Source organism: Arthrobacter sp. J156, assembly GCF_056172865.1.
In genome coordinates this window covers 2,938,908-2,958,070 of the sequence record NZ_CM149650.1, presented here as the reverse complement: position 1 = coordinate 2,958,070, position 19,163 = coordinate 2,938,908, and the positions used below count along the sequence as shown (strand labels likewise).

21 protein-coding genes and 1 pseudogene are annotated in these 19,163 nt (G+C 65.2%); 5 read left to right on the top strand and 17 right to left on the bottom strand.

Features of this window, described 5'->3' with window-relative positions:
* Positions 1 to 9: 9 nt before the first annotated feature.
* The 7 genes from AC0QR5_RS13655 to AC0QR5_RS13625 all read right to left on the bottom strand — a co-directional run bounded on the left by AC0QR5_RS13655 (position 10) and on the right by AC0QR5_RS13625 (position 5,397).
* Entirely contained in the window at positions 10 to 621 is a 612-nt protein-coding gene (locus tag AC0QR5_RS13655) for a hypothetical protein (RefSeq protein ID WP_329862399.1), read from the bottom strand.
* Positions 618 to 1,196, bottom strand: coding sequence for a DUF6286 domain-containing protein (locus AC0QR5_RS13650; RefSeq protein WP_329862401.1), 579 nt, complete (start codon positions 1,194 to 1,196; stop codon positions 618 to 620). The genes AC0QR5_RS13655 and AC0QR5_RS13650 overlap by 4 nt, the downstream gene beginning before the upstream one ends.
* Positions 1,193 to 1,525 carry a hypothetical protein gene (locus AC0QR5_RS13645; RefSeq protein ID WP_329862403.1) on the bottom strand — a complete coding sequence of 111 codons (333 nt, stop codon included), beginning with the start codon at positions 1,523 to 1,525 and terminating at the stop codon, positions 1,193 to 1,195. The genes AC0QR5_RS13650 and AC0QR5_RS13645 overlap by 4 nt, the downstream gene beginning before the upstream one ends.
* Positions 1,522 to 1,713, bottom strand: coding sequence for a hypothetical protein (locus AC0QR5_RS13640; RefSeq protein WP_329862405.1), 192 nt, complete (start codon positions 1,711 to 1,713; stop codon positions 1,522 to 1,524). The genes AC0QR5_RS13645 and AC0QR5_RS13640 overlap by 4 nt, the downstream gene beginning before the upstream one ends.
* Positions 1,710 to 2,213, bottom strand: coding sequence for an Asp23/Gls24 family envelope stress response protein (locus AC0QR5_RS13635; RefSeq protein WP_329862407.1), 504 nt, complete (start codon positions 2,211 to 2,213; stop codon positions 1,710 to 1,712). The genes AC0QR5_RS13640 and AC0QR5_RS13635 overlap by 4 nt, the downstream gene beginning before the upstream one ends.
* Positions 2,214 to 2,261: 48 nt before the next feature.
* Entirely contained in the window at positions 2,262 to 3,623 is a 1,362-nt protein-coding gene (locus tag AC0QR5_RS13630) for an MBL fold metallo-hydrolase (RefSeq protein WP_329862409.1), read from the bottom strand.
* A 535-nt stretch (positions 3,624 to 4,158) separates the two neighbouring features.
* Complete coding sequence (locus AC0QR5_RS13625; RefSeq protein WP_329862411.1) at positions 4,159 to 5,397, bottom strand: IS256 family transposase; 1,239 nt, start codon at positions 5,395 to 5,397, stop codon at positions 4,159 to 4,161.
* 208 nt (positions 5,398 to 5,605) lie between these two features.
* Between AC0QR5_RS13625 and AC0QR5_RS13620 the strand changes: the two genes are divergently transcribed.
* From AC0QR5_RS13620 to AC0QR5_RS13610, 3 genes are read left to right on the top strand one after another with little or no spacing between them, the layout of a single operon-like run.
* Positions 5,606 to 6,121: a hypothetical protein gene (locus tag AC0QR5_RS13620; protein WP_329864313.1), complete on the top strand. Its 516-nt coding sequence runs from the start codon at positions 5,606 to 5,608 to the stop codon at positions 6,119 to 6,121.
* A gap of 30 nt (positions 6,122 to 6,151) precedes the next feature.
* Positions 6,152 to 6,454: a transposase gene (locus AC0QR5_RS13615; protein ID WP_329864100.1), complete on the top strand. Its 303-nt coding sequence runs from the start codon at positions 6,152 to 6,154 to the stop codon at positions 6,452 to 6,454.
* A complete protein-coding gene (locus AC0QR5_RS13610) occupies positions 6,451 to 7,086 on the top strand; it encodes an IS3 family transposase (RefSeq protein WP_475372476.1) in 636 nt (211 codons plus the stop codon). The genes AC0QR5_RS13615 and AC0QR5_RS13610 overlap by 4 nt, the downstream gene beginning before the upstream one ends.
* A 32-nt stretch (positions 7,087 to 7,118) precedes the next feature.
* Here the strand turns inward: AC0QR5_RS13610 and AC0QR5_RS13605 are convergent, their stop codons facing one another.
* On the bottom strand, positions 7,119 to 8,381 hold the full coding sequence (locus AC0QR5_RS13605; RefSeq protein ID WP_329864319.1) for an IS256 family transposase: 1,263 nt from the start codon (positions 8,379 to 8,381) through the stop codon (positions 7,119 to 7,121).
* Positions 8,382 to 8,437: 56 nt separating this feature from the next.
* Between AC0QR5_RS13605 and AC0QR5_RS13600 the strand changes: the two are divergent.
* Together AC0QR5_RS13600 and AC0QR5_RS13595 are read left to right on the top strand one after the other, a co-directional pair.
* Positions 8,438 to 8,743, top strand: a pseudogene (locus tag AC0QR5_RS13600) (integrase core domain-containing protein); the annotation flags it as partial.
* A 67-nt stretch (positions 8,744 to 8,810) separates the two neighbouring features.
* Positions 8,811 to 9,167, top strand: a complete 357-nt coding sequence (locus AC0QR5_RS13595) for a nitrilase-related carbon-nitrogen hydrolase (protein WP_475372475.1) — start codon at positions 8,811 to 8,813, stop codon at positions 9,165 to 9,167.
* A gap of 345 nt (positions 9,168 to 9,512) precedes the next feature.
* On the opposite strand, the gene AC0QR5_RS13590 is transcribed toward AC0QR5_RS13595, so the two are convergent.
* The 9 genes from AC0QR5_RS13590 to glyA form a co-directional block, all read right to left on the bottom strand.
* Positions 9,513 to 10,649 (bottom strand): glycerate kinase, encoded by a 1,137-nt coding sequence (locus AC0QR5_RS13590; protein ID WP_329863878.1) that lies wholly within the window; start codon positions 10,647 to 10,649, stop codon positions 9,513 to 9,515.
* Between the two features lie 251 nt (positions 10,650 to 10,900).
* Positions 10,901 to 11,860, bottom strand: coding sequence for a 2-hydroxyacid dehydrogenase (locus tag AC0QR5_RS13585; RefSeq protein WP_329863874.1), 960 nt, complete (start codon positions 11,858 to 11,860; stop codon positions 10,901 to 10,903).
* Positions 11,857 to 13,056, bottom strand: a complete 1,200-nt coding sequence (locus tag AC0QR5_RS13580; protein WP_329863872.1) for a pyridoxal phosphate-dependent aminotransferase — start codon at positions 13,054 to 13,056, stop codon at positions 11,857 to 11,859. Before AC0QR5_RS13580 ends, AC0QR5_RS13585 begins: the two co-directional genes overlap by 4 nt.
* A gap of 292 nt (positions 13,057 to 13,348) precedes the next feature.
* Positions 13,349 to 14,248, bottom strand: coding sequence for a pyridoxal 5'-phosphate synthase lyase subunit PdxS (pdxS, locus tag AC0QR5_RS13575; protein ID WP_329863876.1), 900 nt, complete (start codon positions 14,246 to 14,248; stop codon positions 13,349 to 13,351).
* Positions 14,249 to 14,276: 28 nt separating this feature from the next.
* On the bottom strand, positions 14,277 to 15,071 hold the full coding sequence (locus AC0QR5_RS13570; protein WP_329863870.1) for a methylenetetrahydrofolate reductase: 795 nt from the start codon (positions 15,069 to 15,071) through the stop codon (positions 14,277 to 14,279).
* A gap of 18 nt (positions 15,072 to 15,089) precedes the next feature.
* Positions 15,090 to 16,100, bottom strand: a complete 1,011-nt coding sequence (gene lipA / locus AC0QR5_RS13565; RefSeq protein WP_329863868.1) for a lipoyl synthase — start codon at positions 16,098 to 16,100, stop codon at positions 15,090 to 15,092.
* Between the two features lie 55 nt (positions 16,101 to 16,155).
* Positions 16,156 to 16,311: a hypothetical protein gene (locus AC0QR5_RS13560; RefSeq protein WP_329863866.1), complete on the bottom strand. Its 156-nt coding sequence runs from the start codon at positions 16,309 to 16,311 to the stop codon at positions 16,156 to 16,158.
* Positions 16,312 to 16,322: 11 nt separating this feature from the next.
* On the bottom strand, positions 16,323 to 17,720 hold the full coding sequence (locus AC0QR5_RS13555; protein WP_329863864.1) for an L-serine ammonia-lyase: 1,398 nt from the start codon (positions 17,718 to 17,720) through the stop codon (positions 16,323 to 16,325).
* A 112-nt stretch (positions 17,721 to 17,832) separates the two neighbouring features.
* Entirely contained in the window at positions 17,833 to 19,158 is a 1,326-nt protein-coding gene (gene glyA / locus AC0QR5_RS13550; RefSeq protein ID WP_329863862.1) for a serine hydroxymethyltransferase, read from the bottom strand.
* Between the last annotated feature and the right edge of the window lie 5 nt (positions 19,159 to 19,163).

The following is a 19,163-nucleotide window of genomic DNA, read 5'->3' as shown; positions in this document are numbered from 1 at the left end:
CCGTGCGGCTCAGCGCACGCGTTCGGCGCGGGACATGCGGGTGCGGGCGCCGGCCGCGAGGTGGATGACGACGGGGCCGCTGCGGCCGAGGGCCGCGTCGAGGGTGGAGACGATCGCCGATACGTCGTCCGCGATCCGGTAGGGGGCGGCACCCAGCCGGGGCTGGACCTTGATCCGCAGGCCGGCGTCGTGCCCGGCCTCCCACGCCGTCACGGAGGTGGAGACGATGTCGGTGCGCCCGCCGAGGGCGGCCTTGACCGCCTGCTCGGGCACCGCGGAGGCGAGCTCGACGATGCCGCGCGTTCCGTCGTCGTAATAGTCCCGGGCGAAGACGCCGGTGCGACCCTTGCCCTGCACGGCGACCCACCACACCATCAGGAGCACGAGCCCGATCATCGCGACGGCCGCGACGATCCACAACCAGGAGTCGCGCTGGCCGGGCAGCGTCGTGGCGTCGAGGACGGCGGCCGAGGCGCGGCCGAACTCCGCGGCGCCGCGCTGCCAGGCGCCGGCGAAGCCCGGGAAGGCGGCCAGGGCGAGGCCGGCCGCGCCGGCGAGCGTGAAGAGGAGGCCGGCGAGCACCAGGACGGTGCGGTTCACGGCGCGGGGCGTCTGGTTCACTGTCCCACCACCCCGCTCTCCGCGATGCGCACCTTGACCTCGGGGAGCGGGTCGATCCGGTTGGTCCGCAACTCGTCCTCCACGGCGGCCTGGACGGCCCCGGCGGCGACGGGGATGCCGGAGGTGGGGCGGACCTGGACCTCCACGAGCTGGCGGGAGACGACGACGAGCACCTGCTCGGGCGCGACGCCCGCCTCGAGGCGCGCCCGCCGGGCGAGCGTCGCGGCGATGACCTCGTTGTCCACGATCACGACCGCCCTCGGATCGGGCATGGCGTGGCGCGCCCTGCGTCCGGGCAGCAGCCCGCTCAAGAGGAGGAACAGGCCCAGGGCGAGGACGGCGAGGCTGCCGGCGGCGAGCAGGAAGGGATCCGCCGTGCCCGGCAGGCCGCTCAGCCAGGCCCACCACTCGTCCGGAGACTTGACCCAGGCGGGCTGGCCGATGGACTTCATCGCCGCCTCGAACATGAGGTACAGGCACAGCAGCGCCACGACGACCGCGGCCGTGATGGCGGCGCCGGAACGGGCGCTCGTGAGTTCGCGGGCCTCGATCCGGGCCCGGTCCTCGGGCGTCATGAGGCCCTCCTGGACGTGTCGAGGATGATCCCGGTGACGCGGACGTCGACGCGCGCCACGCGGGATCCCGTGAGCTGGATGAAGCGGTCCCGGACCTCGGTGCGCTCGTCGCGGGCGCGGTCCCAGAGCGGCCGGCGCGGCGTTCCGCCGGCACGGCCGATCGGCAGCGGCAGGTTCAACGCGAGGGCGAGCTCCCCGTACTCGTCGTTGAGGGCCACGCGTACGCTCGGCGCCGGGACGCCGAAGACGTCGGCCGCGACGCCGCGGGCGGTGGCGGCGAGGGCCTGCGTCGAGATGCGGGTGTGGCCGGCGAGGACGTCGGCGCTCACGAGGAGGACCGCCGCCCGGTGAGCAGGTCTCGGATCCCGCGCAGGTCCAGGCGCCCCTCGGCGAAGCGGCCGGCTGCGGCGCCGACGGCGAGGAAGAGGGCCATGAGCAGGAAGCCGCCGAAGCCGAAGGACAGGGCGGCCCAGCCGAGGACGGCGGCGACGGCGAGGCCGGTCAGGATGGGGCTCATCGCGCGGCGCCTTCGCCGGGTGCCGCGGACGGCTGTTGCGCCGGGGGCACGGCGGCCCCCTGGCCGTCGGGCGCTAGGTGCGGTGCGGCAGCGGGCGCGGGGAGGTGGACGTCTCCGATTTCGATGTTGACCTCGATGACGCGCAGGCCGGTCAGGCGCCCGACGGCGTCGAACACGGCGGCGCGGACGTCGTCGGCCACGAGGTGCAGGGGGCGCCCGAACTCCGCGGTCAGGACCAGGTCGACCGCGACCTCCTGCGTCCCGACCTCGGCCGTGACACCGTGGGCGGGCTCCGGGCCGGCACCGACGGCGCCGCGCAGGGCGCCGAGCGCGCGCGACCCTCCGACCCCCAGGGAGTGGACGCCCGCGACGGACCGCGCGGCGGCCGCGGCCACCTTGGCGACGGCGGCGTCCGTGAACGCCGTCGTTCCCGTGGCGCCCGTGGGAGGGGCGGTCGGGGCCGGCGGAACGTGCGCCGGCACCGGGTGCTGCTGGTCCATGGTCGACTGCCTTTCGGAGCGTGGCTTCCGCCACCACACTACAGCCCATCAGAGGGTGAACGACTGGTTCTGCAGCGGCGCGTGGGCTTCCCAGCCCAGGCGCCGGCGGACGTGCTGGCGCATGGCCTCGGAGGCGTCGGGTTCGCCGTGGACGATGAAGGCGCGCGACGGCGGCCGGCGGAATCCGCCGAGCCAGCGCAGCAGCTCCGCGGCGTCGCCGTGGGCGGAGAGCATCGTCAGTTCGCGCACCTCGGCGCGGACCGGAACCCAGGCCCCGTGGATCTTGATGTCGGGGTCGCCGCGCAGCATCTTCCGCCCGCGCGTGCCGGCGGCCTGGAAGCCGGAGAAGAGGACGGTGTTTCGCTCCTGCGGGGCGAACGCGGCCAGGTGGTGCAGGACGCGGCCGCCCGTGGCCATGCCGCTCGCGGCGATCACGATCTTTGGCGCCTGGTCCGCGGAGAGGCTCCGGGAACGATGCGGGTCGGCGACGTACGTGGCGACGCCGAAGGCCTCGCGGGTCTGCTCCGGCGTGAGGCGGTGGTCCTCGGGGTGCTCGGCATAGAGCGACGTGGCGCCGATCGACATGGGGCTGTCGAGGTAGACCGGGATCCGATGCGGAAGGAGCCCACGCTTCCGCGCCTGCCAGAGGGCGTGCAGGAGCAGTTGGGCGCGGCCGACGGCGAAGGAGGGGATCACGAGGGTCCCGCCACGGCCCGTGGTCTCGTGCGCGATCCCGGCGAGCGCCTCCACGGGGTCCTCGTCGCCGTGCAGGCGGTCGCCGTAGGTCGATTCGACGACGACGGCGTCCGCCTCCGGGACGGGCTCCGGATCGAACATCAGGGGGTCGGCATAGCGGCCGAGGTCGCCGGAGAAGACGATCATCCGGCCGCCCCACTCGAGCTGGACGGTCGCGGCGCCGAGGATGTGCCCGGCCCGGCGGTAGAGGAGGCGGGCGCCGAGCGGCAGCTCGGTGGGCTCGTGGAACGGGACGTGCTGGAACAGCGCGATGGCGGCCTCCGCATCGCGTCGCGTGTAGAGGGGCGCCGCGGGACGGTGCTTGCTGAATCCGTGGCGGTTGGCCAGGGCCGCGTCCTGTTCCTGGAGGTAGGCGGCGTCCCGGAGGATCAGCGCCGCGAGGTCGGCCGTTCCCGGCGTGCAGTAGACGGGGCCGCGGAATCCGTCGCGGACGAGCCGGGGAAGGTATCCGGTGTGGTCCAGGTGGGCATGCGTGAGGACCACGGCGTCGATGTCCGCCGCATCGACCGGCAGCGGCTGCCAGTTCCGCTCGCGCAGGTTCTTCAGCCCCTGGAACATGCCGCAGTCGACGAGGAGGCGCTTGCCGCCGGACTCGACGAGGTGCTTGGAGCCGGTCACGGTCCCCGCCGCTCCCAGAAACGTCAGCTTGACCATGGCGCCCTCCGGATCCTCATCGACCGATGAGCCGAATCTACCGCTCCCGGCCCCCTGCGCCGAGGGCTGCGCAGGAAAAGCAAAGAACCCCTCGTTTCCGAGGGGTTCTTCGTTGGTGGCTCCGACCGGCGTCGATCCGGTGACCTTTCGAGTAAGAGTTCCGCTCTTTTAGGGGTTTCTGCGGAGTGCCGCCATCTTCGATACTGCCTTGTCAGACTCACTATCCATTACTGAACCCTACTGCGACCTGTCGTTGAATCTGCGGAATAGATGCGGAGTTCAAAGCAGTCCACACACCTTCCGTCCAATGCGATCCCATCAGAGTCCCAAACCCGCCGGTCCCGACATGAACCCGCAGGGAAGACACTGCCCACCATGGTACCGGAACCGGTATCGGCGTCAACGCATGCCCTTATGGGTGTCGCGCCGTATGTGAAGCCAGAAGAGGCATGGAGCCTTGCTCCGATGATTGCTGGCGCACCTTCGTACCGATTGGGGAGTGTCAGATTAACGGTGGGTCTGGCCTGGCGCATTGTTAGTTGATCCTGCCTTCGAACGCGATCGCGAACGCGTTCAGTGCAGGCTTCCACCGGGTGGCCCATCGTGCCCGGCCCCGCCCGGTCGGGTCAAGGGAGCGCGTCACGAGGTAAAGGCACTTCAGCGCCGCCGCGTCGTTGGGGAAATGGCCGCGGGCCCGCACGGCGCGCCGGTAGCGGGCGTTGAGGGACTCGATCGCGTTCGTCGAGCAGATGACCCTGCGGATCTCCACGTCCCAGTCCAGGAAAGGAACGAACTCTGCCCAAGCGTTGTGCCAGAGCCTGCTTATCGCCGGGTATTGGGTGCCCCATTTCGCGTCGAACTCGGCGAACCGCTCCTTCGCCGCCGCCTCGGTTGGAGCCGTGTAGACCGGCTTGAGATCCCTGCCCATCTCCTCCCAGTAGTGCCGGGAGGCGAAGCGGAAGGTGTTGCGGATCAGGTGGATGATGCACGTCTGGACCGTGGCGAGTTCCCATACGGCAGTGATCGCGTCCGGAAGGCCCTTGAGCCCGTCGCAGACGGCGATGCACACGTCCTCCACGCCGCGGTTCTTGACCTCGGTCAGAACCCCGAGCCAGAACTTGGCGCCTTCTCCGCCATCCCCGGCCCAGATGCCCAGGATGTCCCGTTCGCCGTTCACCGTGACCCCGATGACGACGTAGAAGGGCTTGTTGCGTACCTGTCCGTCGCGGACCTTCACGTGGATGGCATCCACCATGATCACGGGATAGACCCGGTCAAGGGGCCTGTTCGCCCATTCGGCCATCTCCTCAGCCACCTTCTCGGTGATCCGGCTGATGGTGTCCTTGGAGACCGTTGCGCCGTAGACCTCGTCGAAGTGCGCGGCGATCTCACCGGTCGTCAGGCCCCGCGCGCTCAAGGAAAGGACGACCTCGTCGATCCCGTCCAGGCGCCGCTGGCGCTTCTTGACTATGGTCGGCTCGAAGCTGCCCTCCCGGTCCCGGGGCACGTCGATCGAGACGGGCCCGATCTCGGTCAGCACCGTCTTGGAGCGCGTTCCGTTACGCACGTTCGGCCCCTCCGCAGCCCCGTTCCTCTCGTGCCCGAGGTGATCGGTCATCTCCGCCTCAAGCGCCGTTTCAAGCACCGTCTTCGTCAGGCCGGCCAGCAGCCCGCCCGGGCCCACGAGGCTCACGCCCTGTTCCTTGGCCTGAGCGAGCAACTGCTCAGCGAGCTCCTGCTGATCGATGATTTCCCCTGTCACAGGATCGATCATCTCGGTGGTTTCGGTCATCGCCGTTCCTTTCGGTCAAGCCACGCCGTTCCCACCGTTTTTCTGACACTCCCACCGATTGGGTCGGTGGGTTGGTTCGCGATTTCAGTACCCGCGGCCGCGGGCCACGCCGAAAATCACACGGTCGCTTCCGGAGCGTCCTGCGGCGGTGATGGTGCATGGGCCGGATGGCCGTGTTGCCACGCTGTGCTTGGATTTTGACACGTCCAAGGCCCTCAAGGGTGTGGTTGATGCGGACGCTGCCCGGGTGGGCCGGTTGTTGTCGGCATGCGGGGTGCTTTTTGTTGAGGACTTCTCCCCCAGTGGTGGCCGGCACGTTTACATCCCGCTGCGGGATCGTATGGACGCAGCCGAAGCCAGGGAGCTGGTGGAAGCGCTGGCGCTTACAGCGACGAGCCTGGACCCGAGTCCGCACCAGAACATCACGGACGGATGTATCCGTGTCCCTGGATCGGTGCACAAGGCCGGCGGCCATCAAACCCTCGTCACTCCACTCTCCCAGGCCTACGACATCCTGCGCCGCCGGAACCCAGCCTCTGCACTGGTGGAGCTTCGGGCCGCTCTGGCTCCGGAACTGACCCGTAAGCGTGCACTCAAAGCCAGGGCTGCCAGGAGTGTCGCTGCACAGCGAAATGGCTTCTTGCCGCAGCTCTCACTCACCGTGGCCAGTGAGTCGGGTCTGCTGAAGGTTCGGTTGACTTCCTGACTGCTCTGCGGAGCAGAGAGGATATTCATCATGCCGAAGATCTACTCGGAGGAGTTCAAGGCCAGCGCCCTGGAGCTGCTCGAGCAAGGAATGACCCAGGTACAGGTCTGTAAGGACCTCGGGATGTCCAGGTCCGCGCTGCAGTCCTGGGTAAACGAGAACCGCCTCGACCAGCACGGATTCGAACCCGCCGAGAGCACCGAGGGGAAAGCCGAGCAGGCCAGGATGCTCAGACGGATCCGTGAGCTGGAGCAGGAGAACGAGATCCTGCGCCAGGCCACCGCTTACTTGTCGCAGGCGAATCTGAAGCCCGGGCAGGCCCGCCCAAAATGATGTACCCGCTGGTCCGTGACCTTGCCGCCGCCGAGATTCCGGTGACGGTGACCTGCAGGGTGTTGGGCTTCTCTAAGCAGGCGTTCTATAAGTGGAACGCCCGGCCTGTCAGCGACCGGGACTGGGAGGAAGCCCATCTGATTGACGCCGCCTACGACGTCCACGCCGATGACCCGGAATTCGGGCACCGGTTCATCGCCGATGAACTGCAGGCGGCTGGCCACAGGGTCTCCGAGCGGCGGGTGTGGCGGCTGTGTTCTCAGCAGCAGATCTTCTCCGCCACCGTGCGCCGCGCCAAGCGGGGCGGGGCGAAGCCCGGCCCGCCGGTCTGTGACGACCTGTTGCAGCGGGACTTCACCGCCGAGAGCATCAACACCACGTGGCTGACGGATATCACCGAGCACCGCACCGGTGAGGGCAAGCTCTACCTGTGCGCGATCAAGGACGCCTGCTCAGGACGGATCGTCGGTTACGCCATCGACCGCCGGATGAAGTCTGGTCTGGCGGTGGCCGCCCTCAAGGACGCCGTGGCCCGGCGTGGGGCCTCCAACGTCGCCGGTTGTGTTGTCCATAGCGACCGCGGTAGCCAATTTCGGTCCCGGAAGTTCGGGGGTGTCAAGTTTTCCGTGTAAGGGACCGGTCGGTGATCCGCTCTGCCGGGTGGTCAGATCGGGAGTCGGTTGGGGAATTGGACGGCGAAGGCGTTCAGGGCCTGGTGCCATCCCTGGGTGCCGGTTCCGAGCTCGCCTCCGCGGGTGGTCTCGATGTTCCGGATCCCCAGGTAGACCAGCTTGAGCGCCGCGTCGTCGGAGGGGAACGAGCCCCTGGTCTTGGTGATCTTCCGGAGCTGGTAGTTGATCGATTCGATCTGGTTCGTGGTGTAGATGACCTTGCGTATCTCGGGTGTGAACGCCAGGAACGGGGTGAAGTCCTCCCACGCGTTCCTCCACGCCAGCACCGCCCCGGGGGCCTTGGCCTGCCAGGCCTCGGCGAAGGCCTCCATGGCCAGCTCCGCGGCCTGCACGGTCGGAGCCGTGTAGATCGGACGCATGTCCTTGGCCATCGCCTTGCGGTCCCCGTAGGAGGCGTAGCGCATCGCCGAGCGCAGCAGGTGCACCACGCACGTCTGGACCACGGTCTGCGGGTAGATGCTGTTCACCGCCGCCGGCAGGCCGCTCAGCCCGTCGCAACACAGGACCAGGATGTCCGTGGCGCCGCGATTGCGGATCTCGGTGAGCACGTTGGCCCAGAACTTCGCCCCCTCCGAAGCGCCCAGCCACAGGCCCAGGACCTGCTTGCGGCCCTCGACGTCCACGCCCACGGCGATGTGGCAGGCCCTGTTCGCCACGACCCCGCCGTCACGGATCTTCAGCCAGATCGCGTCGATGTAGACGATCGGATACACCGCTTCCAGCGGCCGGTTCTGCCATTGGGCGACCTCGTCGGCGATGACGTCGGTGACCCGGGAGATCGTCGCGGCGGAGACCTTGGCCCCGTAGATCTCCTCGAGGTGGGCCCCGATGTCGCGGGTGCTCATCCCACGGGCGTAGAGCGAGAGGATCATGTCCTCGACCTTGCCCAGCCGGCGGGACCGCTTGGGCACAATGACCGGCGCGAAGGAGCCGTTCCGATCCCGTGGCACGGTGATCTGCACCGGCCCCTGCAGGGTCTGCACGTTCTTGGTGGTCTTGCCGTTGCGCGAGTTTCCCGTCCCGGCCCCGGCGGGGTCCCCGGACTCGTAGCCGAGGTGGTCGCTCATCTCGGTCTCCAGGCTCCGTTCCAGGACCGCGCGGGTCATTCGCGCCAGCAGCTCCTCGACGCCGTGGCGCCCCTGCCCGAGATCCTCCGCGGCGGTGACGAGGGCGTCGATCTGATCGGCGCTGAGAACGCCTTCAAGAGGGTTCGGAATGGTGTTGGTATCTGCCATGAGGCCCGTCCTTTCAAAGGGGTGAAACCACAGGTCACACCCCAGTTAGAGACCGGACCCTTACACACTCTATGAAACACCCTCGGAAGTTCCAGCACGCCCTGAAGCAGAACGGGCTGGTCGGCTCGATGGGCCGGGTCGGAGCCGCCGGGGACAACGCGGCGATGGAAAGCTTCTTCGCTACGTTGCAGAAGAACGTCCTCGACCGCCGCCGCTGGACCACCCGCGATCAGCTGCGCCTGGCCATCATCCATTGGATCGAACGGACCTATCACCGCCGCCGACGACAGCGTCGGCTCGGTAAGCTAACCCCGGTCGAATACGAAACCATCCACCAAAAGGCCGTCGCCCTGGCGGCCTAAACCATGGAGTCAACTAAACCTTCAGCAGACCCTTCTGCCCGAGTACGCCCTGTTCACGGCACCCTCGATGGATGGGAGCTTCCTTGATACCGCAGAACCACTGTCAGGGCCCTTCATCAGCAACTTGTCCGGTTTGGCACGTGAGCTCTCCATCGTCGTTGTTGCGGGTCTGAACGAAAAACTCGAGGGAGAAGAACAAACCTCCAACACCCTTGTTGTGATTGGAACCGACGGCGATGTTGTTGCGATCTACGGCAAGTTGCACCTTTACGACGCTTTTGGATACAAGGAGTCCGACCCGTCCGTCCAGGTGCAACCGAGGCACCTGAAACATTCGAGGTTGGCGGCCTCCGCTTCGGAATGCCTCACATCGCTGGGCGAGCAGACCGCAATCGGTGTGGCGGCGTTCAAACAACGGGAGTAGAAGTAGCTGCGAGGGCTCCCGGCCATGGACGAGTTCCGTGTCAGGGGCTCCTTTCGACGAAGTCGGAGCGGATCCGGGTTGCCGTTCTTTTCCCGGATCCGCTCCAAGCCCGCGGCCAAGCGGGCTCTTCCTCCAGAGCCTGTAGTGTCTTCTGACCGGCCAGTGCCGGGCGGTCAGACAAGCTTCTGGAAGCCTGTGGGGGTGTGCTGGTTCATAAGAAGCCGGCGAGCATACTCAGCCAATGAAAGACATCGACACTCTTACGTGGAGGCACTGCTTCAAGCGTCAGGTATACCTGTGCGGGGGGTCTCATCTTTACTGCACCAACCCAAAGAATTGGTTTCCCTAACCGGACTTTGACAGTAGTTCTGCTGCGATGATCGTGCCGACGATTTTCAGGAGCGGCCCAGCATTACTCATGCAGCGGCGGAGATCCGGTTCAATGTCTGTAAGCGCAAACGTTTGCTCGAAGCCTGCTGCTTTCAATGTCCTGTTGGAGAGGGTGGTTCGCCCGCAAACGGCGACCACGGGGACACCTGCCTTTGCGGCTGCCCGGCTGACGCCCAGTGGCGCTTTTCCGCCCAGGCTCTGGTCGTCCAGGCTGCCTTCTCCTGTGATAACAAGGACAGAGCCCTGAATTTTTTTATCCAGCTCGATCAGTCGACCTACTACCGAAACACCAGGTTCGACTTCGGCGGTGAGGACCGCGATGGCGGCATATCCGATGCCACCGGCAGCGCCGGCACCAGCCTGAGTCGCAGCTTCCTTGGCCCTCGGTCCAATCTCTTGCTCGAGGACGTCGACGAGCCGGGCGAGCGAGTTGTCGAGCAGCGTCACATCGCTTGGCGTGGCGCCTTTTTGGGGTCCGAAAACGGCTGCAGCCCCCTTGATCCCGAGCAGGGGGTTGTCCACGTCACTGGCGAGGATGAACTGCACCTTCCTCAGTTGTGGATGCAAACCACTCAGGTCGACAGCCTCGAGATTTGTCAGGGGCCCTCCTCCCAGCGACAAGGGCCGGCCGCGGGAATCCAGGAATCTCGCTCCCAGTCCGGTGAGGAGTCCGGCTCCCCCATCGGTGCAGGCGCTTCCGCCTGCACCAATGTATATGCGGGTGCATCCGCGATTTAGGGCCTCATAAATGAGCTGGCCTGTTCCCAAACTCGTCGCCCGGAGCGCATCCGGCTTTCCGTTTGGCAGGCATGCCAGTCCGGACGCTTCCGCGACTTCAATGACCGCTTCGTGGCCGCGGATGGCCATCGTGGCGTCCACGGGGTCCCCTGTCGGGCCGCTGACGGTCAACACCTGGGCATTAAAGCCAGCAGATACTGCTGCTGACACTGTGCCTTCTCCCCCATCGGCGATTGCAACGAAGTCGACCGTCAGTTCTGGCTGCTTGGCCCTAAGGCCAGTCGTGAGATGCTTGGCGACGTCTTTGGAAGACAGCGAATGTTTAAACTTATCTGAAGCAATTAGTACACGCATGCGAGGTCCTGGGGCTTGTGGGTGATCGTTCATGGCCGCAGTCGAACGGTAGTGGCTGTGTGCGAGTTGACTGATTCCGTCCGGTGCCAGGCGGTTTTTCCTCGCTCGGCGGCCCCGATGAGGCTGCTCCAGCAGGGTGGGTGCGGCGTGCATTCTGCCGGTCACGGCTGAGTACGAGCCCCATCCATTCGGGGCAAGGCTCGTACTCAGCCGGTTGGTTGCGGCGCTACTCGTGAGAGTGCGGGTTGCCTTTAATTGATCGGTGCGGGCGGAACTCCGCCACTGAGCACGGCGAGGGTGTTGTCAGCGGCAAGCATTGCCATGGCGGTACGGGTCTCGACGGTCGCGGAACCAAGGTGCGGCACGAGCACAACGTTCTCGAGATCAAGCAATCCGGGGTGCACGATGGGCTCGTTCTCAAAAACGTCGAGCCCGGCACCTGCAATCTGCCCCTCCCGCAGCGCAGAAGCCAGCGCTGCTTCATCGACGATCGGCCCCCGAGCCGTATTGATGAGGTATGCCGACTCCTTCATCGCGGCGAGTTGCCCAGTACCGATCAGGTGGCGGGTGGCCGGCCCGTAGGGGCAGTGCAAGGACACGATGTCGGAGATGGTCAGCAATTCATCGAGCTCGACCCGCCGGGCGCCCAGCTCGGCTGCGACCCCTGGGTCAATCTCACTGCGCGACTGGTAAACGATCTCCATGCCGAAGGCCTTGGCGCGGCGTGCCGTCGCCTGGCCGATGCCGCCCATACCGACGACGCCGAGGGTCTTGCCTTGCAAACTGCTGCCGAGCAGGAAGAACATCCCCCACTTCCAGTCCTGGCCGGAACGAATAAGCCGTTCCCCCTCGCCGAGCCGGCGGGTTACCGACAGGATGAGGCCGAACGCGATGTCGGCCGTTGCCTCCGTAAGCACGCCCGGGGTGTTGGTGGCTACGACGCTCCGCTGGGTGCAGGCGGGCACGTCGATGTTGTCATAGCCGACGGCAACGTTCGCGACGACCTTGAGCTGCGGTCCGGCGGCGTCGAGTAGTTCGGCGTCGATGCGTTCGGTAAGCAGGCTCACCACGGCATCGGCCCCGGCTACCCGGCGCAGGAGTTCCTCGCGGCCAATCGACTCCGGGCCCGCCCAGTCATCGACTTCGTGCTCGGTGCGCAGCTTCTCGAGAGCGGCTTCGGGTACACGTCCCGTGACGACGACCCGGCTCATGCTGTTACGATCCACTCGCGCAGGCGGCCGAGACCCTCGCGGATGTCGGGCACCTCTATGCCCGAGTAGGCCAGCCGGATGTACTGCCGGTCCTCGCCGGGCAGTCGCCGGCCGAAGTGCTCGCGCGTGCAGAAAGAGACCCCGGTCTTGTACAGGGCGTCAGTGGCGAAGTCGCCCACTGCGGTGTAGCCCATGCGTTCCATTGCCTCGGTGACGTCGGGGAACAGGTAGAACGTCGATTGCGGCACGGCGACGTTCATGCCGGGGATGGAATTGACGAGTTCGCAGGTGGCGTCCCGGCGCGTCTGCAGGATGCTGAGCATTTCCTGCACAGAATCCTGCGGGCCACGGAGCGCTTCAACGCCTGCCCACTGCACGTAGTGGGTGGTGCACGACTCATCGTTGGTGTTCAGCGTGCTGAGGATTTTGGCGATCTCGACCGGGGCTACGGCGCAGCCCAGGCGGGATCCGGTCATGGCGAACTTCTTGCTGAAGGTGTAGAGAATCACGGTGCGCTCGGCCATGCCGGGAAGCGACACGATGGAGTCGGAGACACCCTCGTAGCGGGTTTCGAAGTACGCCTCATCGGAGAGTACCCAGAGGTCGTGCTGGATCGCGAGTTGTGCGATGGCCTCGCGCTCCGCCGCCGTCGACTCTGCTGAGATGGGGTTCTGCAGGTCGTTGTAGATGATTGCGACAGTATTCGGTGTAATCGAGGCACGCACCTGCTCGAGATCGATCGCGAAGCCCTGGGTCGTGGGCAGGTAGCGGTAAGGCACCGCCGTGCCGCCTAGGTATTCAATCTGTGATTCGTAGATCGGGAAGCCGGGGTTCGGGTAGAGCACTTCCTGTCCGGGGTTCATGACCGCCTGCAGGAACTTGGTGATAACGGGCTTTCCACCCGTCATCACCACGACGTTGTCCGGGGAAAACTCGATACCCCGGCGGGACCCGATATCTTCGGCGAGGGCCTCGCGCAACTGCGGGATGCCCGGTCCGGGGCAATAACCCGTGTAGCCGTCGGTAATGGCCCGGTTCATGGCTTCAACGATATGCGGGGCCGTCGGGATGTTGATGTCGCCGAGATGGAAGGGGTACACGGGGTTTCCCTTTGCCTTCCAGGCGGCTGCGGCCTGCGCGACGGTAAAGGCAGTTTCGGTGCCCAGACGTTCGAGCCGATGCGCGAGTTGCTGCATGGTGTTCCACTCCTCATCGAGATGTGATTGATCTATTTTGGTTGCTGGTTATTGCTTTGGCGTCGGAAATTAGGCACGGTCGACGCTTCGTTCTAAAGGCCCATGATCAGGAACTTGTTGCGGACTCGGTTTCTTAATCAGTTTCCGGGCCGTTGCAGTAGTGGCAGTCCTGGCTGACCGTTTCACCGGAACACGTCTCATCTTGAACCTCAGGCTGTTCCTCGACGCTGGTGGTGGTTGCTTTTTGCGGGCTTGTTGTCATGGTTATCCCTGACGCTCGTGGCGATGTGTTTTACCAGCCGCGCTGGGCGAGGCGGTGCGGCTGGGGGATTTCGTCCACGTTGATGCCGACCATGGCTTCGCCCAGGCCGCGGGAGGCCTTGGCGATGACGTCGGGGTCGTCGTAGAAGGTGGTGGCCTTTACGACGGCGGCGGCGCGCTGCGCGGGGCTGCCGGATTTGAAGATGCCGGAGCCGACGAACACGCCGTCGGCGCCGAGCTGCATCATCATGGCAGCATCGGCCGGGGTGGCGATGCCGCCGGCGGTGAACAGCACCACCGGGAGCTTGCCGGCAGCGGCGACTTCCTTGACCAGGTCGTACGGGGCCTGCAATTCCTTGGCCGCCACGTACAGCTCGTCCTCGGGTAGGGCTGCGAGCTTGGCGATTTCGGAACGGATCTGGCGCATGTGCCCTGTGGCGTTGGAGACGTCGCCGGTGCCGGCCTCGCCCTTGGAGCGGATCATCGCCGCGCCCTCGTTGATGCGGCGCAGCGCCTCACCGAGGTTGGTGGCGCCGCAGACGAAGGGCACGGTGTACTTCGACTTGTCGATGTGGTTGACGTAGTCGGCCGGGGTGAGGACCTCGGACTCATCGATGTAGTCAACGCCCAGGGACTGCAGGACCTGGGCTTCGACAAAGTGGCCGATCCTGGCCTTGGCCATCACGGGGATGGACACTGCGTCGATGATCTGTTCAATCATGTCCGGGTCGGACATCCGGGACACGCCGCCCTGGGCACGGATATCGGCCGGAACGCGTTCGAGCGCCATGACAGCAACGGCGCCGGCATCTTCGGCGATGCGGGCCTGTTCTGCATTGACGACGTCCATGATGACGCCGCCCTTGAGCATCTCGGCCATGCCTCTTTTGACCTCGTCGCTACCGGTGAGGGGAACGTTTCGGGGCGGCATTGATTCGTTGTTCACTTGAGGTTCCTTGCTAGTTGGGTGTGCTTCGGAGCATTGCGGGGGGCGTGGAAACCGGGGTCAGGTTGTTGAAGCTATAGAGGTGGATGCCCGTGACAGCATCAGGAAGTCGCGTCAGGTCGGAAATCAGGGTGGCTGGCGAGTAACTGTCACCGATCAGGAGACGGCGGGCAAGTGGTCCCTGGCGGCTGAGGAACTTGAGGGATGTTCCTACGCCGATTTTGGAGGCCAGAGAGACAAGTTTCGTTCGCGGGACGGCTCCTGCTACACCCGCCCACACGGGCAGTTCGAAACCTTCGCGTCTGATGATGGTTATGAAGTCGAGTATTTTCGGGGCGGAGAAGCACATTTGGGTTACGACGTAGGAAGCTATTTCCTGCTTGGCCACGAGAGCTTCGAGGAGGTGTGGTGGGCGTACAGATGGGTGACCCTCCGGGTATCCGGCCACACCCAGCTTTATCGTCCTGCCCGCCATCTCCCTGATGTCTCTTAGGAGAGGCAAAGCTGAATCGTAAGGTCCGGCGGGATGTTGGGCGTCTCCGCCAACAACAAAGATGTCTTCGATTCCGGCAGTTTCACAGTATCGAAGGATTTTGCTGACTTGGGCGCGACTTTCCACGCTTCGTGCCGCCAGATGCGGAATTGCCTGGTAGCCCTCGTCTGCGAGATGGAGAGCGGTGCGCATCGTGCGCTCAATGCCATGGTGGGGCAGGCAGGTTACGGCGACGGCAGAGCCCGACGGCAGGGACCCCTTGACGTTGTCCAGAATATTTCCGCTCGGGACAATCTCTGTGCGGTGTTGGAACATGGCGGACCTCCTATCAGGTCATGAAGCGGAAGCGGCGAGTAGTGAGCTGGCTTCCTGGCGGGTGGTGCCTGAGGATTCAATGTGGGCGAGTTCGGCTGGGATGTCCCAGCCCTTCTTCCGCATGGCGGTGGCCCAGAGTCGGCCGGCCCGGTAGGAGGAACGGACCAGAGGTCCGGACATTACGCCGAGGAAGCCGATCGCGGTAGCCTCGTTCTGGAGGTCTACAAATTCCTGTGGCTTGACCCACCGATCCACGGGCAAGTGGCGTTCGGACGGACGCAGGTACTGCGTGATGGTGATGAGGTCACAGCCCGCCTCATGCAGATCGCGCAGGGCCTCCGAAATCTCCTCACGGGTTTCACCCATGCCCAGGATCAGGTTGGACTTGGTGACCATGCCCAGGTCACGGCCCTGAGTGATCACGTCCAAGGAGCGCTCGTACCGGAACGCAGGACGGATCCGCTTAAAGATCCTGGGAACCGTCTCGACGTTATGCGCAAACACCTCAGGCTTTGAGTCGCAGATCGCAGCGATATGTTCGGGCTTGCCCGAGAAGTCAGGGATCAGGAGTTCCACCCCGGTCCCGGGATTCAGCTCGTGGATCTTGCGGACCGTTTCGGCGTACAGCCACACGCCCTCGTCGGCAAGGTCGTCGCGTGCCACACCCGTGACAGTGGCATAGCGCAGCTGCATGGACTGGACCGAGCGGGCAACCTTAGTGGGCTCGAACCTATCGACTGGGGACGGCTTGCCGGTATCGATCTGGCAGAAGTCGCAACGGCGGGTGCATTCGGAACCGCCGATGAGGAAGGTGGCTTCCTTGTCTTCCCAGCACTCGAAGATGTTGGGGCAGCCAGCCTCCTCGCACACCGTGTGCAAGCCTTCCTTCTTCACCAGGTTCTTCAGGCTGACGAACTCAGGGCCCATCTGGACCTTAGCTTTGATCCATTCCGGCTTACGCTCCACAGGGACAGCTGAGTTGCGTTGTTCAACGCGCAAAAGCTTCCGGCCTTCAGGTGCCAATGTCATGATTTTCCTCTTGATAAGTAAGTGTTGCCCTAGTGAGCAGTGGGCGGACTGGATGTCACCAGCCGGCGTACTCTACGGATGCGTGAAGGAGCGCGAGAAGCGCTACAAGGCTTATGAAGCCGATTACCCAGGCCTCGACATCTGCCCTGAAGCTCTTGGTCTTCCTGTTTCGGTCGTCTTCGGAGACTCCCCGAAAGTCTTCTGGTTCCATGGTGGTTTACCTCAGCATTCGACCACGTTGACGGCGAGACCGCCCATGGCCGTTTCCTTGTATTTGCTGGACATGTCCTTGCCGGTCTCACGCATAGTGATGATCACTTCGTCGAGTGAGACGCGGTGGGTACCGTCGCCCCAAAGAGCCATCTTCGCGGCGTTGATTGCCTTGGCCGCGGCGATCGCGTTTCTCTCGATGCAGGGGACCTGCACCAGGCCACCGATCGGGTCACACGTCAGCCCGAGGTTATGTTCCATCGCAATCTCGGCAGCGTTTTCCACTTGGGCGGCGGTTCCGCCCATCACCTCGGCCAAACCTGCCGCGGCCATCGACGACGCCGACCCCACCTCGCCCTGGCAGCCAACTTCCGCACCGGAAATGGATGCCTGCTCCTTATATAAGACACCGACAGCACCCGCTGCGAGCATGAACTTGATTACGACGTCGTCGCGGTCCTCCTGGGTGGCGTTCTCCATGCCCGGCGCATAGTGCAGGGCGTAGTACAGCACCGCCGGGATAATCCCGGCAGCCCCGTTCGTCGGGGCGGTGACCACGCGGCCGCCAGAGGCGTTCTCTTCGTTAACCGCCAGGGCGATCAGGTTCACCCATTCCTGCCAGTACTTCGGGGCCCGGTCCTTGTCCTCTTTCAGGAGCCGGTCGTGCCAATCCGGGGCACGACGGCGGACCTTCAGGCCCCCCGGCAGCAAACCTACGCGTCCAAGGGACACCTGCACGCAGTCCTCCATAACCGAGTAGATGTGCAGCAGACCTTCCCGGATTTCCTCCGGAGTGCGGGAGTCTTCCTCGTTAACCCGCATCACCTCGCTGATGCTCAGCCCGGTGGTGCGGCAATGCTCCAGCAGTTCTGCCGCGGTCCGGAACGGCAGCGGCAGCGACTTTTTGGATTCCTCGAGTTCCTCCTGGGCGGCGTCCTCCTCCCCCTCACGGACGATGAATCCGCCGCCCACGGAAAAGAACGTGGCTTTGTGCAGGGCCTCTCCGTCCGGGTCGAAAACCGTAAAGGTCATGCCGTTGGTGTGCCGTGGGAGGATGGTCAGCGGCCGCAGCACGATGTCCTTCACCCCATAGCGCAGCGGCACGGCGCCGGCCAGCTGCAGCATCCCGCTTTCGGCAATCGCGGCCAGCCGTGACTCCACTTCCTCGGGCAGGATCAACTCCGGGTGGAATCCCTCTAGGCCCAGCAGGATGGCCGTCATGGTGCCGTGTCCGTGACCTGTCGCTGCGAGCGACCCGTACAAGTCAACCCGCAATGACGCCACCCCGGCCAGCAGCCCGGAGGCCTTGAGCTCCTCCACGAATACTGCGGCAGCGCGCATGGGCCCCACTGTGTGAGAGCTCGAGGGCCCTATTCCAATGGAAAAAAGATCAAAAACACCAACAGCCATGACAGGACTTCCTTCTGGGAACAACATTGGTCCAGCAAAAGAGCGGGGCCGGTGTCGCCTATCGCAAACGACACCGGCCCCTGGTTGGAGGCTGGGTGCAGCCTCCCCCCGGCTACCTGGCGTCAGTGCCAACCGCAGTCAGGGCCGGGTAGAGCGGGTGCGCAGCGGCAAGCGCCTGCACACGGTGACGGAGCTTCGAAAGGTCCGCATTGGCGTCGGCGGTCAATGCTTCGGCGATGATGTCCGCGACCTCCGTGAACGCTTCTTCGCTGAAGCCCCGGGTGGCCAGGGCGGGCGTGCCGATGCGCAGGCCGGAGGTGACCATCGGCGGGCGGGGGTCGAACGGGACGGCGTTGCGGTTGACCGTAATGTCAATAGCCGCGAGCCGGTCCTCGGCCTGCTGCCCGTCGAGCTCGCAGTTGCGCAGGTCAACGAGGACCAGGTGCACGTCGGTGCCGCCCGAGATCACGCTGATGCCCTTGACGGTGACGTCGGGCTGGACCAGCCGTTCGGCCAGGATCCGGGCGCCCGCGAGGACGCGCTCCTGGCGCTCCTTGAACTCGGCGGAGGCCGCGATCTTGAACGCCACGGCCTTGCCTGCAATGACGTGCTCCAGCGGGCCGCCCTGCTGGCCGGGAAACACAGCCGAATTGATCTTCTTGGCGATGTCGGCGTCGTTGGTCAGGATGATGCCGCCGCGCGGACCGGCGAGGGTCTTGTGCGTGGTGGACGTGGTGACGTGCGCGTGCGGCACCGGCGACGGGTGCAGCCCGGCGGCCACGAGCCCGGCGAAGTGCGCCATGTCCACCATGAGGAAAGCGCCTACCGAATCGGCGATCCGGCGGAACTCGGCGAAGTCCAGCTGGCGTGCGTAGGCGGACCAGCCGGCCACTATCAGCGCAGGCTTGGTTTCCTGTGCCAGCCGTTCCACCTCGGTCATGTCCACGGTGTGCGTGTCCTCGCGCACGCCGTACGGCACCACGTTGTAGAGCTTGCCGGAGAAGTTGATCTTCATCCCATGGGTGAGGTGGCCGCCGTGGGCCAGGTTCAAGCCCATGATGGTGTCGCCGGGCTTGATCAGCGCATGCATCACGGACGCGTTGGCCTGCGCGCCGGAATGCGGCTGGACGTTGGCGAACTCCGCACCGAACAGGGCCTTCAGACGGTCAATCGCCAACTGTTCGATAACGTCCACGTGCTCGCAGCCGCCGTAGTAGCGCTTGCCCGGGTAACCCTCGGCGTACTTGTTGGTAAGCACAGATCCCTGGGCCTGCATGACTGCAACGGCTGTGTGGTTCTCGGACGCGATCATTTCAAGACCCTCGCGCTGGCGGGCGAGTTCGTCATCGATCTTCGCAGCGACTTCAGGATCCAGAACGGACAGGTTCGTGTCCAGGGACGGCGCAACCACCTGCTCCAACGCTGATGTTGTCGTCATGCCCG